20 protein-coding genes are annotated in these 19,687 nt (G+C 63.2%); 8 read left to right on the forward strand and 12 right to left on the reverse strand.

Annotated elements, in window-relative coordinates; all coding sequences use genetic code 11:
• Positions 1–102: 102 nt before the first annotated feature.
• Positions 103–408, forward strand: coding sequence for a gamma-butyrobetaine hydroxylase-like domain-containing protein (locus tag P6U29_RS27290; protein WP_407113204.1), 306 nt, complete (start codon positions 103–105; stop codon positions 406–408).
• Between the two features lie 33 nt (positions 409–441).
• On the opposite strand, the gene P6U29_RS27295 is transcribed toward P6U29_RS27290, so the two are convergent.
• From P6U29_RS27295 to P6U29_RS27310, 4 genes are all read right to left on the reverse strand, one after another.
• Entirely contained in the window at positions 442–1,401 is a 960-nt protein-coding gene (locus tag P6U29_RS27295; protein WP_407113206.1) for a hypothetical protein, read from the reverse strand.
• A gap of 75 nt (positions 1,402–1,476) precedes the next feature.
• Entirely contained in the window at positions 1,477–2,043 is a 567-nt protein-coding gene (locus P6U29_RS27300) for a hypothetical protein (protein WP_407113207.1), read from the reverse strand.
• 9 nt (positions 2,044–2,052) lie between these two features.
• Complete coding sequence (locus P6U29_RS27305) at positions 2,053–3,240, reverse strand: patatin-like phospholipase family protein (RefSeq protein WP_407113209.1); 1,188 nt, start codon at positions 3,238–3,240, stop codon at positions 2,053–2,055.
• Between the two features lie 55 nt (positions 3,241–3,295).
• On the reverse strand, positions 3,296–3,439 hold the full coding sequence (locus tag P6U29_RS27310; protein ID WP_407113211.1) for a hypothetical protein: 144 nt from the start codon (positions 3,437–3,439) through the stop codon (positions 3,296–3,298).
• A gap of 344 nt (positions 3,440–3,783) precedes the next feature.
• Between P6U29_RS27310 and P6U29_RS27315 the strand changes: the two genes are divergently transcribed.
• The 4 genes from P6U29_RS27315 to P6U29_RS27330 all read left to right on the forward strand — a co-directional run bounded on the left by P6U29_RS27315 (position 3,784) and on the right by P6U29_RS27330 (position 7,928).
• A complete protein-coding gene (locus P6U29_RS27315; RefSeq protein WP_407113213.1) occupies positions 3,784–4,557 on the forward strand; it encodes a Crp/Fnr family transcriptional regulator in 774 nt (257 codons plus the stop codon).
• A 181-nt stretch (positions 4,558–4,738) separates the two neighbouring features.
• Positions 4,739–6,160: an ABC transporter substrate-binding protein gene (locus tag P6U29_RS27320; RefSeq protein WP_407113214.1), complete on the forward strand. Its 1,422-nt coding sequence runs from the start codon at positions 4,739–4,741 to the stop codon at positions 6,158–6,160.
• The gene (locus P6U29_RS27325; protein ID WP_407113216.1) at positions 6,157–7,059 is read left to right on the forward strand and encodes an ABC transporter permease; all 903 of its coding nucleotides are present in this window, start codon (positions 6,157–6,159) and stop codon (positions 7,057–7,059) included. The genes P6U29_RS27320 and P6U29_RS27325 overlap by 4 nt, the downstream gene beginning before the upstream one ends.
• Positions 7,056–7,928, forward strand: a complete 873-nt coding sequence (locus P6U29_RS27330) for an ABC transporter ATP-binding protein (protein ID WP_407113218.1) — start codon at positions 7,056–7,058, stop codon at positions 7,926–7,928. The genes P6U29_RS27325 and P6U29_RS27330 overlap by 4 nt, the downstream gene beginning before the upstream one ends.
• A gap of 50 nt (positions 7,929–7,978) precedes the next feature.
• Here P6U29_RS27330 and P6U29_RS27335 read toward each other — a convergent pair whose 3' ends face one another.
• The 7 genes from P6U29_RS27335 to P6U29_RS27365 all read right to left on the reverse strand — a co-directional run bounded on the left by P6U29_RS27335 (position 7,979) and on the right by P6U29_RS27365 (position 14,285).
• The gene (locus P6U29_RS27335) at positions 7,979–9,037 is read right to left on the reverse strand and encodes a YeiH family protein (RefSeq protein ID WP_407113220.1); all 1,059 of its coding nucleotides are present in this window, start codon (positions 9,035–9,037) and stop codon (positions 7,979–7,981) included.
• A gap of 130 nt (positions 9,038–9,167) precedes the next feature.
• Entirely contained in the window at positions 9,168–9,386 is a 219-nt protein-coding gene (locus P6U29_RS27340) for a hypothetical protein (RefSeq protein ID WP_407113221.1), read from the reverse strand.
• Positions 9,387–9,549: 163 nt separating this feature from the next.
• Positions 9,550–10,263 (reverse strand): ABC transporter ATP-binding protein, encoded by a 714-nt coding sequence (locus P6U29_RS27345; RefSeq protein WP_407113223.1) that lies wholly within the window; start codon positions 10,261–10,263, stop codon positions 9,550–9,552.
• Positions 10,260–11,015, reverse strand: a complete 756-nt coding sequence (locus tag P6U29_RS27350) for an ABC transporter ATP-binding protein (RefSeq protein WP_407113225.1) — start codon at positions 11,013–11,015, stop codon at positions 10,260–10,262. The genes P6U29_RS27345 and P6U29_RS27350 overlap by 4 nt, the downstream gene beginning before the upstream one ends.
• Before the next feature lie 2 nt (positions 11,016–11,017).
• Positions 11,018–12,037, reverse strand: coding sequence for a branched-chain amino acid ABC transporter permease (locus tag P6U29_RS27355; protein WP_407113226.1), 1,020 nt, complete (start codon positions 12,035–12,037; stop codon positions 11,018–11,020).
• Positions 12,034–12,936, reverse strand: coding sequence for a branched-chain amino acid ABC transporter permease (locus tag P6U29_RS27360; RefSeq protein WP_407113228.1), 903 nt, complete (start codon positions 12,934–12,936; stop codon positions 12,034–12,036). The genes P6U29_RS27355 and P6U29_RS27360 overlap by 4 nt, the downstream gene beginning before the upstream one ends.
• Before the next feature lie 89 nt (positions 12,937–13,025).
• Positions 13,026–14,285 (reverse strand): ABC transporter substrate-binding protein, encoded by a 1,260-nt coding sequence (locus tag P6U29_RS27365; protein WP_407113230.1) that lies wholly within the window; start codon positions 14,283–14,285, stop codon positions 13,026–13,028.
• 171 nt (positions 14,286–14,456) lie between these two features.
• Here P6U29_RS27365 and P6U29_RS27370 point away from each other — a divergent pair, with 171 nt between their 5' ends.
• Genes P6U29_RS27370 through P6U29_RS27380 form a run of 3 tightly spaced genes read left to right on the forward strand, consistent with a single transcriptional unit; the run spans position 14,457 to position 18,495 of the window.
• The gene (locus P6U29_RS27370; protein WP_407113231.1) at positions 14,457–15,950 is read left to right on the forward strand and encodes an AMP-binding protein; all 1,494 of its coding nucleotides are present in this window, start codon (positions 14,457–14,459) and stop codon (positions 15,948–15,950) included.
• Positions 15,947–16,588, forward strand: coding sequence for a TetR/AcrR family transcriptional regulator (locus P6U29_RS27375; protein WP_407113233.1), 642 nt, complete (start codon positions 15,947–15,949; stop codon positions 16,586–16,588). The genes P6U29_RS27370 and P6U29_RS27375 overlap by 4 nt, the downstream gene beginning before the upstream one ends.
• Positions 16,585–18,495: a flavin-containing monooxygenase gene (locus tag P6U29_RS27380; protein WP_407113235.1), complete on the forward strand. Its 1,911-nt coding sequence runs from the start codon at positions 16,585–16,587 to the stop codon at positions 18,493–18,495. Before P6U29_RS27375 ends, P6U29_RS27380 begins: the two co-directional genes overlap by 4 nt.
• Positions 18,496–18,570: 75 nt before the next feature.
• Here P6U29_RS27380 and ald read toward each other — a convergent pair whose 3' ends face one another.
• Positions 18,571–19,686: an alanine dehydrogenase gene (ald, locus tag P6U29_RS27385; RefSeq protein WP_407113236.1), complete on the reverse strand. Its 1,116-nt coding sequence runs from the start codon at positions 19,684–19,686 to the stop codon at positions 18,571–18,573.
• Position 19,687 lies beyond the last annotated feature (1 nt).

Consider the following 19,687-nt stretch of genomic DNA (forward strand, 5'->3'; position numbering starts at 1 on the left):
ACCGAAGACGAGGCAGCGAAGTCAGCGCCACGCGTCCGCACCGGCAATTAGTTGCTATTCGTGGGCGCCCGCGCTGACGTAGAGAGAAGTCGGAGGTTCGTCATGACCATGACCGCATTGGTGGCACCGATCGTAGGGGACTATGAAGCCAGCGCCGATCTGGCGGCGCTCCTCGTCCGCACCAGGCAGGACGATACGTTGAGCGTCACTGCCGAAACACTCCGCCTCTCCTGCAAATGCGCCCACTGCACCCGCGCCCGCTTCGACGGCCGCTTCCCGGAAGCATTTCCGGGGATCGCGATCACCGCGATCGGCGATCTCGGCTACGGGCTGAATATCTCGTTCTCGGACGGGCATGACAGGGGGATTTACCCGAAGCCGTATTTGCTGAGCTTGGCGGGGCAGTGAAGCCGGCGCTCGCTCTTCAACCTGCCGGTCGGCTCAGTTCGCGAGCAGCTCCTGCGCGTCGATGATGTGAACATCGACACTGCCAGAACCGCGTGCGATTCGTACGCTGTGTCCGGTCCCACCGGCACGTCCGGGTTCCTCATGCTGGTTCCACAGGGCAAGCAGCATGATTTTTTTCGCCGAGCTGGACAACGCCATTCTCAGCACCCATTCGTTGCCGCGCTCCCAGGCATCGACTCCCGGCTTGTTGCTCAGCCAATTCGGCAACCCTGCACGGTCGCTCAGTTCGAGCACCGGCCGCTTCTCGAGCAGATTGAAATACCGGGTTCGCCACGCATCAAATCCATCAGTGAAAACCTGGCTGGCATAGATGTTCCGGGGCATCGGAAGGCACAGCGTGCTGTCGACATTGATCTCTCCGCAAACCTCGTGACAGATGATATCGCTGCCCGGCGCAGCCGATGCTAATACGCGAAGCTTCCTTCCCTCCTTTTGAAGGCTCAGAAGTCGGTCTTTGATGAGCTGTCGGGCCTTATCGACCCGGTCGGGAGGGAAGCGAGGCTCGAGACGGCCCGGCTCGTCGATCAAGTGCCCGGAGAAAATGACCATCTCATACTCTTCCTTCTCGGCGGGCCGGCACAGATGCGCCTCGACGGCCGCGATCACCGCGTCGGCCAGCTTCGGGCGGAAGCCAAGGCCGTCAAACAGTTTCATCTGCCCCTTGGCAGCGTCCCAGGCAAAGAGGTGGGATTCCGAAACGCTATCGCGATAAAGCCGAGCGACACGGGAGGCGTTCGGCTCCACCAAAAAAGCCAGATCGGCCGGGCCCATTTCAGCCCAAACGCGATCCTTGTGCCCTTCCGGCAAACGCTCCAAGGCGGCATCGATGACCAGCGGCAAGAGCGCGCTGAGCTGGTCGACGGACTGACGGAGCTTCTCGCGGTAGTATGAAGCCTCATCATTGCTCGGAAACGACGCTTCCCATTCTTCCAAATGGCCGGATCACGAAGACGCGTGTCATGCTTCCCCCTCCGTGCCGGCCTTGGTTCAGGCCGGATGATATAAATCTCAGTTCGTCCTGACCGACCGCTCCACAAATCCCGCCGCCAATCCGAGGACGCGAAATTGCTCGGTGGCATCGCCCGCGCCGCGGGAGCTGCCTTCGTTGACGATGACTGCAACGGGCCGGCATGGCGGCGCCTCGGCACGGCACAGCGCGAGCGCTTCCCTCACGATCGCATCATTCGCCGCCGCGTAGGCCGCGTCGCCGTCTCCGGCATCGAGCACGACGACGTCGCCCGCCTGCCCCACCTCGCCCATCACGCGATCGAATAGTCCGCCCCAGTCGCCCGGGCGATCGGTCACCGACGTCTCGCGGAATCGGGCTGGCGCGAAAGGCAGCACGATCCGGCGCCGGATACCCATGCGCCCGGCCTCCTCAAGCGCAATGAGATCGGCCCCGCATGCCGCCGAGCAGACCAAAGCCTCAGCCTGCTCCTGCCTAAATACATCGGCGAGCCGCTGGCGGACCAACGGCACCGCGCCCAGCGGAAAGCGCTTTGCCTCCGCGTCCGGTGCGTCGATGCGGCGGCCCGCCAGGGCGATCACGGCCTTCTGCTGTTGGTCCTGCGGCATCACTGCTCCTTAAGGCGGGGGTGCGAAGTTTGGGAAATGCGTAGAGGGAAGGACGTATTTTTCGGCGTAAGCCGCACCCACCTCGCCGATCTGTTTGATGTGCTTGACCGAGTCCATCACCTGCACATCAGCGGGCGAAATCTTGGCGAGACCCAGATCCGCCAACCCCGTCGCGGTGACGTCCGGATCATACCTGACATAGGTGAACTGGGATGGAAGGGTCGAAGGCAGTGGATCTTTGGGGTCGATATGCATCGCGTGACCGAACTCGCGGTCAATCGGCGCGCCATATCGGCAATCGCCGACGGTCCGACAGGCCATGTCCCAGCCGGCACTGGCCGCATTCATCAGCGCGGACGGAATGTTACGGGCGTGGTCGAGCAGCCAAAGATCACCTGCCTTCAAGTCCGGCCGCTCGCGTGGCGCATTGCCGGTACCGACGGACACGATCAGGAGCTGGTCGCGCCCGGTGGCCCAGTTCATCTGGTAAGCTCGTGCGGTCGCCATCTGAAAGGCCAGAAACGCCGGATTATTGTAGGTGGTCACGCCGCCGTCGACGAAGATGAAGCTGTATTCCTTGGCTGTCCCCTGCGCGAATACCACCACCTCGGGGGGAAAGAAGGTCGGCGCAGCTGTGCTGGCACGGACGAGCTGCCACAGCGGTAGACCGAGATTGCAGTCGGGACGGCTGCGGTCGTTGTAGTGGGCGCGCGGGTTGTTACTGACCGGCCAGGGCGAATCTGTCGTGTGATTGCGCATCACGACCATGAGGAGGGTCTTCAGATTTGCGTCGCCGAGCTCCGCAGGCGGGTCAGCGGCGCCGTATCCAAGCTCTTTGTTGATCGTCTCGCGAAGCATCTTTGCCAACGGTTCGTCGTTGTAAGCGTACTGCGCGCGCTTGAGAATGCTGGCCTTCTCGAACATCAGCTCACCGCTGCCCACATAGAACTCGCGGATCTTCTCCGTGGACATGCCGAGTGAGATGCAGGTCGCGATGATCGCACCGGTGCTCGTGCCGCAGACGAAATCGAAATAGTCGGCGAGAACGAGCTTGTCGTTGCCGGACGCTGATCGCAGGTCTCTTTCGAGCTTGGCGAGAATTTCCACGCTCATCAGCCCGAGAATGCCGCCGCCGTCGCAGGCAAGGATTCGTTTTGGTCCGGCAGACGTCAATTTTGTTTCGACTAAATTGGCCATAAATTCCCTCCGTTTCCTTAAAATTGAACTTCAATTCTGCTTCGGCCGCAGCTTTTCAACGTGCTCTTTGTATTCGTCCTAAATCGCCAGCATCAGCACGTTCGGTGGTTTGGAGCCGAGAAACTGCAGATGGCCCCTCAATGATCGTGCCGACGCGATCTTCGTAACGATGATCGATGAAAATCGAAGGTTCCGCCATGTCCATCTCCGCGGCGGTAGCAATCTGACGGCTATCCTGGTCGCGCGAGGAAGGGCTGCTTCAATCAAAATTGTGCGCCCGACCTGGCGCCATTCCCAATCGTTCGGTTCAGAGCAAAAACCTGATCAGAAACGACTGGCCAACGACTGAAATATGGATCGCGTTCGACACCCAACATGCTGACGTGTATCCCACGTGAACGCAAGCTCTAGATGTGCCGCGCGCTGTCACGATCGCGGGTTCGGCGGGCGTCCGGCCGCCCTTCCCGCCACCCTCACGGTATGCCCCATCTGGCACGGACATTGCTCCTCTTTAGAACGATTTGAACGTTCCGGAGGCAGGTGATGTTGCAGGCGGCGAATGCGGTTCGCGGGGCTGTTCCAGCAGCGATGCGGCCTGCCGGCAGCTCCTCGCTGCTGCTCACCGAGAACCAGCAATGGATCGGCGGTCCACCACCGTTGATGGACAAGCTCTCGCCGCGCGAGCGGGAGTTGGTGCTGAAGCAGGGCCGGCGAAAAGTGCTTAACCGCGGCCAGACACTGTTCAGCCAGGGCGGCAAGCATGACGGCATCTGGCTGATCGAGAGCGGCCGCATCCGCGTGTTCTACACCTCGCCGCTCGGGCGCGAGATCACATTGGCCTACTGGCATGTCGGCAATTTCGTCGGCGGTCCCGAAGTGTTCGAGGGCACCGTGCACCAATGGTCCGGCGTTGCGTCCAGCAATTGCAGCGTCGTGCACCTGCCCGGAAAGGAACTGCGCATCCTTGCCGCAGAGATCCCGAACCTTGCGATCGGCCTGATCGAAGGCCTAACCTTCAAGGGCAAATGCTATTCGGCACTGGCCCAGATGCTGGGAACGCGCTCGATCACACAGCGCCTTGCGCATCTCTTGCTGCATCTCGTCGAGCTCTACGGCGTCGAGGATGCCGACGGCACTGTGATCGCGGCGGCCTTCACCCATGCCGACATCGCCCACATGGTCGGCGCGACCAGGCAATGGGTCACGATCAGCCTGAAGCGGATGCAGGAGAAGGGAATCGTCCTGACCAAGCGGTCGCAGATCGTGGTGTGCCGGACCGACGTTCTGGAGGAAATGCGCGGCCAGGCGTCGGACTAAGGACGGCAGCGACGATGGCCGATGCACAGCCGAGCGGCTTTATAGTGCAGGACTGCTCAAGGAGTATGCAATCAGCTTTTCCCGGCAACTAATCGACTGCGGCGGCCACTCCGGATTTGCCCTGCCTGCGCCCTCACCCAATCATGGCAACCACAGCACATCCAACCGAATGAGGATGAGAATGGTCCGCCATCTTCCCACGCTCTCGATCGCGATGTCGGTGACGTCGCTGGCGCTACTCGTCACGCAGCCGGCTTCGGCGGAGACCGTCACGCTCGGCATTGGAACGCAGGACACCACGACCAACACGGTGACCGCGGGCGTCGTCATCCGCCAGTTGCATCTGCTCGAAAAGTACCTGCCGAAGGACGGCAAATACGCCAACATCAAGTTCGAGCTGGAGTGGCAGAATTTCACCTCCGGGCCGCCCGTCACCAACGCGATGATGGCGAACAAGCTGCAGATCGGCATGATGGGCGACTATCCGCTGATCGTGAACGGCTTCACCTTCGAGAGCAACCCGGAGAGCAAGAGCCGTCTGATCGGCGTCGCCGCCTACAGCCTCGCAGGCTCCGGCAACGGCCTCGTCGTCCACAAGGACTCGCCCTATTACGACCTCGCCGATCTCAAGGGCAAGCTCGTCAGCGTGCCCTTCGGCTCTGCCGCGCACGGCATGGTGCTGAAGGCGATGCAGGACCGCGGCTATGCATCCGATTTTTTCCAGCTCGTGAGCCAGAGCCCGGAGGTCGGCTCGACCAATCTCCAGGAGAAGAAGATCGATGCCCACGCCGACTTCGTCCCCTTCGCCGAGCTGCTGCCGTTCCGCGGCTTTGCGCGAAAGATCTTCGACGGCGTCGAGACGAACTTGCCGACCTTCCACGGCATTGTGGTCCGCACCGATTTCGCCGAAAAATACCCGGAGGTCGTCGTCGCCTATTTCAAGGCGCTGATCGCCGCCAACCAGTGGCTGCGCGACGATCCGAAGCTGGCTGCGGAAAAAATCCAGGAATGGACCGGCATCAGCAAGGAAGTGGTCTACATCTTCCTCGGCCCCAGCGGCAACATGACCACCGATCCCACGATCAAGCCGGCGCTGATCGATGCCGCCGCCGCCGACGTGAAGGTGCTGCAAAATCTCGGCCGTATGAAGGAGTTCGATCCGAAGAAATGGGTCGACGACAGCTACATCCGCAAGGCCTATGCCGAGATGAAGCTCGACTACGACGCGCAGCTTGCAAGCACGAAGAATTACGAGATCTCCGGCGAAGATGCCTTCTGCAAGAAGCCGATCGCCGATCCACGCAAGGCCGGCGAGGTCTGGGTGGATGACGCCGGCATCATGCCCTTCTCGTCCGCCGCCTGCACCCTCGGCGCGTACGCCGACTTCAAGACCAAGGGCAAGAAAATCAACATCGCCTACGTCTTCGACACCACCCGCGGTATCAAGCTGTTCGCCAACCAGGCCTTCTTCGCGGTCGGCAATGGCGATGTCGCACCGTTCCTGCTGAAGAAGGACGCCGAAGCCTACGCGGCCAAAATCGGCGGCAAGGTGCTCGGCTTCGACGAAGCGGTGAAGGCGGCAGTCAGCGGAGGCAAGACGTGAGCAATCCCGCCATCCTCAGACATCCCGAGGACAGCATGCCAGCCATTGCAGAGGCAGGCCCTGTGCGCGTCGTCACGCCGCCCGCAACACCGCCCTCCTTCGGCACGCTCGCGTTGCGCTGGTACCGGCTGAACCAGGGCCGGCTGCGCGCGACCGCGATCGGTCTGATTTCGCTGCTCGCCTTCCTCCTGGTCTGGCATCTGCTCACGACCTATCGCGTCGTGTTCTTCGTGCGCTTCACCAACGTGCCCTCGCCGCTCGCGGTCTATGCGAGCTTCACCAAGGCGATGCACGATCCCAAATTCCTGATACATATCCTGCTCAGCTGCCGGCGCATCCTCATCGGTTTCTCGCTGGCCGCGATCATCGGGGTGCCGCTTGGCCTCATCATGGGACGCTTCAAGCTGGTGCATGAGGTGATCTTCCCGGTCGCCGAGGTGCTGCGGCCGATCCCGGCGATCGCCTGGGTGCCGATGGCGATCATGCTGTGGCCGACCAACGAGCAGAGCATCGTCTTCATCACCTTCCTCGGCTCGTTCTTCCCGATCCTGGTCAACACGCTGCACGGCATGTCGCTGGTCGATCCGGTGCTGGTGCGCGCGGCGCAATGTCTCGGCGCGCGCGAGCGCTCGATCTTCCGCGAGGTGTATTTCCCCGCCTCGCTGCCGCACATCTTCACCGGCCTCACCGTCGGCATGGGCGTCGCCTGGGTGTCGCTGATCGCCGCCGAGATGATCTCGGGCCAGTACGGCATCGGCTATTTCACCTGGGAGGCCTATTCGCTGGTCCAATACGCCGACATCGCGCTCGGCATGATCGCGATCGGCGTGCTCGGCCTCGGATCGAGCCTGTTGATCCGCGGCGCCGGACAATTGGTGATGCCGTGGAGGTCGACATGAGCGAGATGCTTGCGAACACGTCGAAGGGCCATATCGAAGTCAAGAACTTCTCCCTCGCCTACGAGACCATCGAGGGATCGGTTCAGGCCGTCATCGATACGCAAATCCATGTGAAGCCCGGCGAGTTCGTCTCGATCGTCGGCCCCTCCGGTTGCGGAAAATCGACGCTGCTCAACGCCGTCGCCGGCTTCCTCAAGCCGACGACGGGCATCGTCACCGTCGATGGCGAACGTGTCAACGGCCCCAGCGCCGAGCGCGGCATGGTGTTCCAGCAATCTTCGCTGTTTCCCTGGAAGACCGTGCGGGAGAATGTCGAGTTCGGCCTAAAGATGCGCGGCATGCCGCGCTCCCAGCGCGAGCGCGCCGCGCGCACCCTGCTCGGGCTGGCGGGGCTGGAGGCCTTCGAGAAGCATTATCCGGAAAAACTCTCCGGCGGCATGAAGCAGCGTGTCGGGATCGTCCGCGCGCTGGCGACGGGACCGAAGGTGCTGCTGCTGGACGAGCCCTTCGGCGCGCTCGACGCGCAGACGCGGGTCATCATGCAGCAGATCCTCACCAATATGTGGCAACGGCTGAAGATCTCGGTGCTGTTCGTCACCCACGACATCGATGAAGCCATTTTCCTGTCCGACCGCGTTTACTGCATGACCGCCCGTCCCGGCTCGATCAAGGCGGAGATTCCGATTCCACTGGAGCGGCCGCGGCAGCAATCCATGATGATGTCGTCGGAATTCCTGGCGCTGCGCCGCGGGCTGATGTCGCTGATCCGCGAGGAAAGCCTCAAGGCGATGGGCGGCGAGATCAACGACATGGGCATGCAGGGGCTCAACATCGAGCTGCACGGACACTCGCTGGCGGATGTGATTTGACTTACCGCGCCCCGCTTGCGGGGAGAGGGAGTGCGCGAGCTTCGTTTCCGTCACTTGAACCAGTGCACCAATGCGATGCTGATCCCGAGCAGCAGCATCAGCGACAGCGTCACGGCCGCGGTCACCCGCCCGCCAACATTGGCCAGCACGCGCACGTCGACGCCGAGTCCGAGGGCGGCCATCGACACCACGGTGAGGAAGCCTGTGATCTTCGTCACCGGTCCGACCACCGTGGGCGGCACGATCTCGAGCGAGCGCAAGGTCGCGAGCGCGAGGAAGCCGAGGATGAACCACGGCACTAAGCGAAAGAAGCCGACATTGGTCTTCTTGGCATCGGCCTGCCAGCGCGAGGCGACCAGCGAGAGGCCGACGACGACCGGGCCGAGCATCAGGACACGCATCAGCTTCACCAGCGTGCCGATCTGGGTCGAGACGAGTCCGGCCGGCACCGTCGCCGCAAGCACCTGTGGCACGGCGTAAACGGTGAGACCGGCGAGGATGCCGTATTGCGTGGCGGACAGCTGCAGCAGCGGGATCAGCAGCGGCAGGCCCAGCACCATCATCACGCCGAGGATCGCCGTGAAGGAAATCGAGGATGCGATCTCGTCATTGTTGGCGCCGATGATCGGCGCCACGGCCGCAATCGCGGAATTGCCGCAGATCGAGTTGCCACAGGCGATCAGGATCGAGAGACGCGTCGACAGGCCGAGCAGCCGGCTGACGCCGAAGGAGACGCAGAGCGCGACCACGACGACGGCCGCGATCGAAGCCAGCAGGGCGATGCCCGAGGCGGCGATGGCGGCAAAGCTGATAGAGGCGCCGAGCAGCATGACCGCGACTTCAAGGAGCTGCTTGGCGCTGAAAGCGATGCCGGCCTGCCAGCGCGGGGCCGGCTTCCAGAAGCTGCGCAGCGCCATGCCGAGCAGGATCGCCATCACGAGCGCCTCGACATAGGGATGCTCGAACACGCCCAGTTCCGCCCGCTCCAGCAGGGCCGAGACGCCGGCGACGAGAATGCAGAGGAGGATGCCCGGAATCAGCGCCGCAATGCGGCTGACGGCGCTGGCCGGCTTGGAATCGGCCGGGCTGGATGCTTGATTCTGCGACACAAATTTCTCCCGGAGGAGAAGGATTTATACGCAGCGCGACCCGATTGGGAAATATGTTTTCGACATATCAGGGCCGAGGGAAGTTCTGTCCTCGGCCTGGAATAATCAGGCTTGGAAGATCAGGCGGGCCTTAGAAGATCAGATTCTTGGCGAGCGAGGCGACCCGGCTGAAGCCGTCATAGATGCCCGGCTCGAAGAAGGCCGCACGCGCCAGCACGATGCCCGCGACCAGCGACCAGAACAGCGTGGTACCGGCCCGCAGCAGAACCTTGGAGGCGCGCGATTTCGGCTGGGCGTCCGTTGCGGACACCAGCTGCTCGCCAAAGGGCTCAAATGCGGTGCGTTCCATAGCTGCCGATCCATCAATTTCTGGCAGAAATGTCGTCGTTTCGGCCCCAAACAGCAATGGAAGCGATTGGCGTTTTTGCCCTCCGGAAGGGAAACTCCTTCCTCGCGGCAGCGCCACGGCAATAGTTTTCTTCTTCAGCCCTATTTGGGCACCGGCGCTCGGCTTACAGGGCGAGATAACGGCGGCGGATGGCGTCGTTGGCCTTCAGCTCGTCGATCCCGGCGGCATAGACAATTTGGCCCTTGTCGATGACGGTGGCGTGGCTGGCGAGGCCCAGGCAGAAATGCATGTTCTGCTCGGCGATCAACACGGTCGAGCCGAGCTGGCGGAGCTGCCGCAACAGTTCACCGATCCGCTGCACGATGATCGGCGCCAGCCCCTCACTCGGCTCGTCCAGCAGTAGCAGCGCCGGATTGCCCATCAGCGTGCGCGCGATCGCCAGCATCTGCTGCTCGCCGCCGGAGAGGCGCCCCGCAATGCGATAGCATAGCGGCTCCAAGAGCGGGAAGACCTCATAGATGCGCTTGACCGGCCATTCATCCTGGCCCTCCGGTCCCTTCTTGCGACCGATGACGAGATTGTCCTCGACCGTGTGCTCCGGAAAGATCTGGCGATCCTCCGGCACAAAGCCGAGACCCGCGCGCGCGATGGTGTGCGGCTTCTGGCCGGAGATCACCGCGCCGCGCAGGCTGACTGTGCCGCGTCGCGGCGGCGCGAGGCCCATGATCGCCTTCATGGTCGTCGACTTGCCGGCGCCATTGCGGCCGAGCAACGCCATGGTCTCGCCCTGCCGCACCGAAAGGCCGACGCCGAACAGGATCTGGCTGGTGCCGTAATAGACGTCGAGATCGGCAACTTCGATGACGGCGGCGCTCATGCGGCGGCTCCCGCATGTTCGGTGCCGAGATAGGCGTCGATCACGGCGCTGTTGTTGCGGATCTCGTCGGGCGTGCCGGTCGCGAGGATGCGGCCGTAGCAAAGCACGACGATCTTCGGGGCGATCTTGAACACGATATCCATGTCGTGCTCGATGAAGACGACGGTGATCCTCTGGCTCTCCCAGAGCTCGCGCACCTTGTCGATCATACGCCAGCGCTCCTCCGGCCCCATGCCGGCGGTCGGCTCGTCCAGCAGCAGCACCTTCGGTTCGAGCACGAGTGCCAGCGCGATATCGAGCAGCTTTTGGTCGCCATGGGAGAGAGTGGCGGCGGTGCGATGACGCTTGCCGGCGAGGCCCAGCAGCTCCATCACATGCTCGGCGCGATCGCGCGCCTCTGGCAATGGAAAGCGCTTGTGCAGGACCGCGGAGGTGCGCTGGTCCGCGCTCACCGCGGCCAGCATGGTCTCCTGCACCGTCAGCGACTTGAAGATGCTGGCGACCTGGAAGGCGCGGCCGATGCCGTGACGCACGATCTCCGGCGGCGAGCGGCCGGCGAGATCGACGCCATCGAGCAGCACCTGTCCGGAATCCGCCCTCAAGGCGCCGGTGATCAGGTTGAAGAACGTGCTCTTGCCGGCGCCATTCGGACCGATCACGGCCGTGAGCGAGCCGTCAGGAAAATCCAGTGTGACGTCGTTGGTCGCCTTCACGCCGCCGAAGGATTTTGCGAGGTTGCGGATCTCGAGCATGACTAGCGCTCCTCGCCTGTCTCGCGCCGGTGCGCGTACCATTCGGCAAAGAAATCGAGCAGGCCTTTGCGCAGACCCAGCGCGAAGAACAGGATGACGACACCGAGCACGATACCGTGATACTCGGTAAAGCGCGTCACGGTGTCGTTGAGCAGGAGCAGCAGCACGGTGCCGACCATCGGGCCGAGGAAGGTCGAGACGCCGCCGAGCATATTGATGAAGATGGCTTCGCCCGAGATGGTCCAATAGGCGAATTCCGGATAGGCGCCGGAGACGAACAGCGCCATCACCATGCCGCCCATCGACGCGAACAGCGCCGCCAGCACGAACAAAGTGAGTTTTGCCCGCCAGACATCGATGCCGAGGAAGCTCGCGCGCGCGGCGTTGTCGCGGATCATGCGCAGCGTATAGCCGAACGGCGATTGCGCGATCTGGCGCATCGCAAGTAGACCGAGGATCAGCAGCGCACAACTCGCGACGTAGAGATGGACGTGATTGGACAGGTCGATGCCGAGGAACGCCGGGCGCGGAATGCCGCCGCGCAGGCCCTGGTCTCCGCCGGTGAAGGAGGCCCAAGACAAAATGGTCGAGTGGATCAGCATCTGGAAGGCGAGCGTGACGAAAGCGAAATAGATCTCCTTGAGCCGCACGCAGATCGCGCCGATGACGGCCGCGACCACCGCCGTGATCGCGAGCGTCGCGACGAAGGCCACCGGAATCGGCACACCGAGCTTCTGCATGATCAGGCCGAAGCTGTAGGCGCCAAGGCCAAAGAACATGCCGTGCCCGAACGAGGTCAGGCCGGTGTAGCCGACCAGCAGGTTGAGCGAGGTCGCGAACAGGCCGTAGGCCGAGCAGCGAATAACGAAATCCAGCAGAGCCTTGCTGCCTGTGAACAGTGGCAGGCTCGCCAGCACGGCGAAGGCGATCAGCGCGATCAGGACGTCGCGATAACGTTGCAGCACGGCGCCGCTCCGCACCGGCACGAGGGTTTGCGCGCGGCCGGCCTCAAGCTCGGTCATGCCGCCTCCTTGCCGAACAGGCCGGTGGGTTTGGAGACCAGCACGATCACCATGAACAGATACATCAGCCCTTCCGTGAACAGTGGAAAGCCGAGCGAGCCGAACGACCTGATGAGGCCGAGCAGCAGCGCGCCGATCAACGCGCCCAGGATTGAGCCCATACCGCCGATCACGGTGACGATGAAGGATTCAATCAGCACGGAAAATCCCATACCGGGAGTGAGCGACCGCACCGGGGCGGCGAGCGCGCCGGCCAGGCCCGCCAGCATGCCGCCGAGCGCAAACACGCCGCCATAGATCAGGCCGGTGTTGATGCCGAGCGCCGACACCATGCCGGGATTATGCGCGGCAGCACGGATCACCTTGCCGATCCGGCTGCGCGACAGGCCGATGCCGAGCACGATGGCCGCGACCAGCGCGACGCCGATCAGCAACAGATAATAAGGCGGCACCACGCCGCCGGCGATGAACAGCGGCATCACCTGGAACGCAGACGGCATGCCCATCGCCTTGAACTCGGGTCCCCAGATGATGCGCACCAGGTCATCGAAGATCAGCACGAAGGCGTAGCAGACGAGAAGCTGCATCAACACGTCGGCACCGTAGACGCGGCTCATGAAGACACGTTCGAAAACCAGGCCGAGGATCGCGGTACCGACCGCGCCCACGAGCATCGCCAGCGCAAAACTGCCGGTGAGCTGATAGGCGGTCATCGCAAAATAGGCGCCGAACATGTAGAAGGCGCCGTGGCTGAAATTGACCACCTTGAGCACGCCGAAGATCAGTGTCAGCCCGACCGCGACCAGAAACAGCAGCATGCCGATGATGAGGCCGCTGGTGGTCTGCGTCACCAGGCAGGCGGAACTGGCAAGACAGCCGGCGAGCGCGTCGAGATCCACGGGAGCACTTTCATTGCAGCGCGCCTGATGTGGCGCGAAGGCCAAACGAAAACGGCGGAAACGGTCGTCCGCCTCCGCCGCGCATCAGATCAGGTGTAGCCCTTGCTCTTCTTCCACTCGGCTTCGAGCTCGAAGATGGTCTTCCAGTCGCCGGCCTTGACCTCGGGGACATAAGGCTCCTGGGGGATCGTGGTGCCCCAGCCGATGGCGTAGCCGACCAGCGTGTGATCGTCGCCGCGCATCGTCACGGTGCCGTCGGCGCCGAACGGGCACTTGATGGTGAGGCCCTTCAGCGCCTCTGCGATCTTCTTGCCGTCGGCTGAGTTCGCCCTCTTCGCGGCTTCCGCCATCAGCATGATGGCGGTGGCGTTCTCCCACGACCAGTTGGTCGGATATTCATTATACTTGGCCTTGTAGGCATCGCCCCAGGCGGCATTCTCCGGCGTCATGGGGAAGGTCTTGATGTAGCGGTTGCCGGAGTGGATGCCCTTGGGCAGGTTCTTCACCACGGTGAGCGCGGTGTAGTCGGCCATATTGACCGCGAACACTTCCATCTGGCCGAACATCGCGTAGATGTTGGCCTGATCGATGTAGGACGTGAGATCGCCGCCCCACAGGCAGGAATAGAGCGCTTGCGGTTTGGCCTGCAGGATCTTGGTGACCACTTCGGTGTAGTCAGGCTGAAACAGCTTCGGCCAGGACTCGCTGATGATCTCGACCTCGGGCGCAAAACGCTTGAGGTACAGCGTGAACTCCGCCGTGGTGTCGCGCCCATAGGCATAGTCGGGCGAGCAGGTTGCCCATTTCTTTAGGCCCTTCGCCTTGGCGATCGCCGCGGCATAGCTGCCGCCGACGATCGAGTCGTGCACGCCCTGTCGCGCGGTACGGAACGCGTTGGGGATGTGCTGCTTGGGATCCGCGGTCAGCGCCGAGGTCTCCGAATTGGTGTGGATGCAGAATACGCCGAGATCGCGCGCGACCTCATGCACCGCGAAGGCGCCGGAGGAGGCCTCGGCATCGATCATCAGCTCGCAGCCATCGGTGTTGACGAGCTCGCGCGCGACGCGGGCGGCTTCCTGCGGCTGGCCCTTGGAGTCGCGGATCACCATCTCGATCTGCCGGCCGGCGAGACCGCCGGCGGCGTTGACCTTCTCGACCTCGAGCATCACCGCATTGCGCGAGGATGTGCCGAGCTGCGCGACGCGGCCCGACAGAATCGTCGGCATGCCGATCTTGATGGTTTTGGCCTGGGCGCGCGCCACCCAGGGCGCGGCAAATGTCATCGCACCGGCGCCCATCAGCGCCAGTGTTGAACGGCGGCTGATGCCCGGCGTGCGGGTTCTCTTCATTTTCCCCTCCCTCTTTCGGGTCGGCGTTTTCCTGGTCCCTTGCCGGAGATCGTCCCGTCTCCGTATTCCCAAGGATTTCAGACGCAGGGGGTGACGTCAAGCCAAAAATGAATTATGAGTCAGAATTCATAGCAGAGCAAACAAGCGGCGATCGGCCCGAAACCAGCGAAAATGATCAATCTGTCGAGCTTCATCTCCTTTCACGCCCGGCGCACCCCGGCGCGGCCCGCGCTGAAATATCGCGGCGAGGAGATTCCCTACGCCGTCCTTGATGCACGCGTCCGCAAGGTCGCCGGACGGCTCGCCGCCCAAGACATCGGTGCCGGTAATGTCGTGGCCGTGCTGATGAAGAACAGCGCGGCCTTTCTTGAGCTCCTCTTCGCGACAAGCCATCTCGGCGCGGTGTTCCTGCCGATCAACTTCCGCCTCTCGCGCGACGAGGTCGACTACATCGTCGGCAATGCCGGCGCGCGCCTGCTGATCGTCGATGAGGAATTGGCGGCAAATGCCGCGGGCGCGAGGATCGTCGTGCTCGACGAAGCCGCGCAGCAAAGCGTCACGCGTCTCGCGGGCAATGCTGCGCCCGCACCGATGCATGTGCGCCAGCCAGCAGACCTGATGCGGCTGATGTACACATCGGGCACGACCGACCGTCCCAAAGGCGTGATGCTCTCTTACGATAATTTCTACTGGAAGTCGGCCGACCAGACGATCGCGCTGGGCCTCACTGCCGAGACGCGGCTTCTCGTCGTCGGCCCCCTCTATCATGTCGGCGCGCTCGACCTGCCCGGCATCGCCGTGCTCTGGCAAGGCGGCTTCATCCGCATCGAACGCAATTTCGAGGCTGAGACGGCGCTCGCGGCGATCGCCGAGGATAAGCTCAACGCCGCCTGGTTCGCTCCGGTCATGACCACGGCGATGCTGACCTGCCCCACCCGCGATCGCTACGACGTCTCCAGCCTGAAATGGGCGATCGGCGGCGGCGAGAAGACACCGGAGGTACGCATTCGCGCCTTCTCCGAATACTTCCGCAACGCGCGTTACATCGACGCCTATGGCCTCACCGAGACCGTCGGCGGCGACACTTTCATGGAGGCCGGCCGCGAGATCGAGAAGATCGGCTCCACGGGCCGCGCCATTGCCCATGTCGAAATCGAAATCCGCGACGAGGACGGCAGGACGCTGCCGCCGAACGTCAATGGCGAGATCTGCCTGCGCGGACCAAAGATCACGCGCGGCTATTGGAAGGATCCGGAAAAGACGGCTTCTGCGTTCTTCGGCGACTGGTTTCGCAGCGGCGACGTCGGCTATCTCGACGACGAGGGTTTTCTCTACCTGACCGACCGCAAGAAGGACATGATCATCTCCGGCGGCGAGAACATCGCATCCTCCGAGGTCGAACGCGTCATCTACGATCTGCCTGAGGTACGCGAGGTTGCGGTGATTGGCCTCTCCGATGCGTACTGGGGCGAGCGCCCGGTCGCGATCGTTGTGCTCGCCGAAGGCGCAAGCCTCGAGCTCCCTGCCCTCACGGAGCACTGCCGCACGCGGCTGGCGAGCTTCAAGGTGCCGAAACAGCTGATCATTCGCGACAGCCTGCCGCGCAACCCAAGCGGAAAGATTCTCAAGCGCGTGCTGCGCGCCGAGCTGGAGACGTCTGAATGACGCAAGTGAACGCCAAGGTGACAAAGCTCAACCGGGTCGAGCGCAACGCCTGGACCAAGCAGAAGATCTTCGACGCCGCGACGAAAGTCGTCGGCAAATATGGCTATGCCGAAGCCTCCGTGGCCCGCATCACCGAGCAGGCCGGTGTCGCGCAAGGCACCTTCTACAATCATTTCGAGAACCGCCAGGAGCTGCTCGATCAGCTGCTGCCCAAGATCGGCCTCGGCATGGTCGCGTTCATCCGCGCCCGCACCGGCAATGCGCACGCGGCGCGGCAGGAGATCGAGCGCTTCTCCGCCTTCTTCGACTTCATCCGCGAGGTTCCGGAATTCCTGCGCATCCTCAACGAGGCCGAGTTCTTTGCACCGATCGGTTACCAGAAGCATCTCGACAACATCTCGGTCGCCTATGTCCGCATCCTGCGCCGGGCTCGTCTTGCCGGCGCGATCGAGGATTACAGCGATGAGGAATTCGAGGCGATCGTCCACATGCTGATGGGCGCGCGCGGCTATCTCAGTCGCCGCTATTCCTATTCGCAAGGCGGCGTCACGGCCGTCCCCGATCACGTCATCTCCGCCTATCGCAAGCTGATGACGCGCGGCCTCTTCAGCTCACCCGGAGATCAGGATACGCCATGAACATCGAATCTCCGCACAAGCCGCTCGACCTCGCCTCTGCTATCGCCGAGGGCGATATCCGCTGCCTGCTGATGGTGCTGGTGCACATGACGGGTGACGAAAAATGGCTCGAGCCGCCGTATTTGCCCAAGCGCGACATCCGCCTCATTCCCGATCCCGAGGCCGGCGTGCCAAAGGCGATCCAGGACGAAATCCGCGCCGCCGTGGTCGAGCTGTTTGCCGACGGCACGCCAAAGCCTGTCATCACCGACCCTGGCGCGGAATTGCTGCTCAAGATGATGCGCGCCTGCCTCGGCGAGAACGTCGCGCCTGAATACGCGCCCCTGATGCGCGAGGAGATGGGCTTTGTGCCGCGCGAGGCGCGCTGGACGACGCGCCCTTCCGACGAGAAGGTTGCAGAACAGCACGTGCTGATCGTCGGCGCCGGCGTCTGCGCCATCGCGCTCGGCGTGGCACTCGGCCATCTCGGCATCCCCTACACCATCGTCGAGAAGAACGCCGAGCTCGGCGGTACCTGGTGGATCAACCGCTATCCCGGCTGCGGCGTCGATACGCCGAACCATTCCTATTCCTATTCGTTCGGCTCGCGCAATGCGTGGACGCGCTACTTCTGCCAGCGTGAGGAGCTGCTCGGCTATTTGCTGAAGGTCGCGGACGAATACGGCATCCGCAAGCATCTGCGCGTCAACACCGAGCTGACCTCGTCACGCTGGGACGAGGGCAAGCGGCGCTGGATTTCGACGCTGAAGACCGGGGACGGCGAAGAGACCTTCGAATCCACCGCGCTGGTCTCAGCCATCGGCCAGCTCAACGATCCCTCCCGCGCGCGCTTTAAAGGCGAGGAGAAGTTCGAAGGAACGATACTGCATTCGGCACTTTGGTCGGACGGCATCAACGTCGACGGCAAGCATGTCGCCGTGATCGGCACCGGCGCGACCTCGATGCAACTGGTGCCCTCGATCGTCGGTCGCGTCGCCTCCGTCACGGTCTATCAGCGCAGCGCGCAATGGGCACGACCGGTGAAAGGCTATTCCGATCCGATCAGCGAGGGCGCGCGTTGGCTGCTCGCGCATCTGCCGTTCTATGTGCAGTGGTACCGCTTCAACATGTTCTGGCGCTATGGCGACGGCCTGCTGCCGTTCCTGCGCAAGGACCCGGCCTGGCCGCACCCGGAGCGCGCTGTCAACAAGGGCAACGACCGGCATCGGCAGGAGCTGACGGACTTCATCCTCTCGGAGCTGCAGGGCCGACCGGACCTGATCGAGAAATGCGTGCCGACCTATCCGCCTTATGGCAAACGGATCCTGCTCGACAACAACTGGTTCAAGACCTTGACACGGCCGAACGTCGAGCTCGTCACCGACACGATCGATCGTTTCGACGCAAGCGGCATCGTCACCGCCGACGGCAAGCAGCGCCCGGCCGACATTATCGTTGTCGCCACCGGATTCAAGGTCACCGAGATGGCGGCGCGCCTCAACATATGCGGCCGCGATGGCAAGGATTTGCGCCAAGCCTGGCGCAACGACAACCCGACCGCGTTCCTCGGCCTCACCGTGCCGGGCTTTCCAAATTTCTTCTGCATGCTCGGCCCGAACTCGGGGCCCGCGCATGGCGGCAGCGTCATCTTCCAGTCGGAATGCCAGAGCCGCTACATCTCGGCGTGTCTCGCCAGCATGATCGAGCAGAACGTCGCCGCGATCGACGTCCGCCAGGACGTGCTCGATGACTATGTCCGCAAGGTCGATGCCGAGCACGAGGCCATGATCTGGACCCATCCGGGCATGACAACGTATTACCGCAATTCAAGCGGCCGCGTGTTCTCGGCGATGCCGTGGCGGTTCGTGGATTATTGGCGGATGACGCACGATCCGGATCTGGGGCAGTACAGGCTGACGAAGGGGTGAGGCATTGATGGCGCCGCGATGACAAAGGGAGAAAGGGAAGAAAGCGTGCTCCGCGGACGCCAAGGTCAGTCTTTCTTACGCCGCCAGCCCGCTCCCCACCGGTGCGAACTCCAGCCCTAGACTCTCCGCCACCGCCTTGTTCGTAATCCGCCCGCGGTGCACGTTGAGCCCGTTGCGCAAGTGAGGATTTTCCAGCACCGCCGCAAAACCCTTGTTCGCGAGCATTAGGCCGAACGGCAGCGTCGCATTGTTCAGCGCCTGGCTCGAGGTCACCGGCACGGCGCCCGGCATGTTGGCGACGCAATAATGCACGACGCCGTCAACCTCGTAGGTTGGCTCAGCGTGCGTGGTCGGATGAGAGGTCTCGAAGCAGCCGCCCTGGTCGATCGCGACGTCGACCAGGACGGCCCCCGGCCGCATCGATTTCAGCATGGCGCGCGTGACAAGCTTCGGCGCACTGGCGCCGGGCACCAGCACTGCACCGATCACCACGTCGGCGGCGAACACCTCTTCCTCGACCGACTCGATGGTCGAGAAACGGGTGCGCACGCGTCCGGCAAAGAGATCGTCCAGCTCGCGCAAGCGCGGAAGCGAGCGGTCGATCACGGTGACTTCGGCACCGAGGCCCGCGGCCATGCGCGCAGCCTGCGTTCCGACCACGCCCCCGCCGAGCACGACGACGCGTGCCGGCTGCACGCCGGGCACGCCTCCAAGCAGCACACCGCGGCCTCCGGCCGAACGCCTGAGCGCGGCGCCGGCGGCCTCGATGGCGAGGCGGCCGGCGACTTCGCTCATCGGCGCGAGCAGGGGGAGGTGGCCGGCCGCATCGGTGACGGTTTCATAGGCAATCGCCGTACAACCGGAAGCGATCAGGCCCTTGGCCTGGTCCGGATCCGGCGCAAGATGAAGATAGGTGAACAGGATCTGGTTTTCGCGGAGCTGGGCCCATTCGCTCTTCTGCGGCTCCTTCACCTTTACGATCATATCGGACTTGGCAAAGATCTCGCGGGCGGTCTCGGCGATGGACGCCCCCGCCCGCCGATACACCTCGTCAGACGCGCCGATGCCACTGCCGGCACCGGTCTCGACCGTCACCTGGTGCCCGGCGGCGACATATTCGCGGACGGCGCCCGGGGTGAGCCCGACGCGATATTCCTGCACCTTGATCTCCTTGGGCACACCGACGCGCATC

Origin of the sequence: Bradyrhizobium sp. LMG 9283, from assembly GCF_045571415.1 — a bacterium.
Classification (GTDB): Bacteria; Pseudomonadota; Alphaproteobacteria; order Rhizobiales; family Xanthobacteraceae; genus Bradyrhizobium.

Excerpts from the sequence above, each read along its gene's own strand:
- P6U29_RS27290 (WP_407113204.1), top strand. The coding sequence starts at position 103 with ATGACCATGACCGCATTGGTGGCACCGATCGTAGGGGACTATGAAGCC.
- P6U29_RS27300 (WP_407113207.1), bottom strand. The coding sequence starts at position 2,043 with ATGCCGCAGGACCAACAGCAGAAGGCCGTGATCGCCCTGGCGGGCCGC.
- P6U29_RS27305 (WP_407113209.1), bottom strand. The coding sequence starts at position 3,240 with ATGGCCAATTTAGTCGAAACAAAATTGACGTCTGCCGGACCAAAACGA.
- P6U29_RS27310 (WP_407113211.1), bottom strand. The coding sequence starts at position 3,439 with ATGGCGGAACCTTCGATTTTCATCGATCATCGTTACGAAGATCGCGTC.
- P6U29_RS27315 (WP_407113213.1), top strand. The coding sequence starts at position 3,784 with ATGTTGCAGGCGGCGAATGCGGTTCGCGGGGCTGTTCCAGCAGCGATG.
- P6U29_RS27320 (WP_407113214.1), top strand. The coding sequence starts at position 4,739 with ATGGTCCGCCATCTTCCCACGCTCTCGATCGCGATGTCGGTGACGTCG.
- P6U29_RS27330 (WP_407113218.1), top strand. The coding sequence starts at position 7,056 with ATGAGCGAGATGCTTGCGAACACGTCGAAGGGCCATATCGAAGTCAAG.
- P6U29_RS27340 (WP_407113221.1), bottom strand. The coding sequence starts at position 9,386 with ATGGAACGCACCGCATTTGAGCCCTTTGGCGAGCAGCTGGTGTCCGCA.
- P6U29_RS27345 (WP_407113223.1), bottom strand. The coding sequence starts at position 10,263 with ATGAGCGCCGCCGTCATCGAAGTTGCCGATCTCGACGTCTATTACGGC.
- P6U29_RS27350 (WP_407113225.1), bottom strand. The coding sequence starts at position 11,015 with ATGCTCGAGATCCGCAACCTCGCAAAATCCTTCGGCGGCGTGAAGGCG.
- P6U29_RS27355 (WP_407113226.1), bottom strand. The coding sequence starts at position 12,037 with ATGACCGAGCTTGAGGCCGGCCGCGCGCAAACCCTCGTGCCGGTGCGG.
- P6U29_RS27365 (WP_407113230.1), bottom strand. The coding sequence starts at position 14,285 with ATGAAGAGAACCCGCACGCCGGGCATCAGCCGCCGTTCAACACTGGCG.
- P6U29_RS27370 (WP_407113231.1), top strand. The coding sequence starts at position 14,457 with ATGATCAATCTGTCGAGCTTCATCTCCTTTCACGCCCGGCGCACCCCG.
- P6U29_RS27375 (WP_407113233.1), top strand. The coding sequence starts at position 15,947 with ATGACGCAAGTGAACGCCAAGGTGACAAAGCTCAACCGGGTCGAGCGC.
- P6U29_RS27380 (WP_407113235.1), top strand. The coding sequence starts at position 16,585 with ATGAACATCGAATCTCCGCACAAGCCGCTCGACCTCGCCTCTGCTATC.
- ald (WP_407113236.1), bottom strand. The coding sequence starts at position 19,686 with ATGCGCGTCGGTGTGCCCAAGGAGATCAAGGTGCAGGAATATCGCGTC.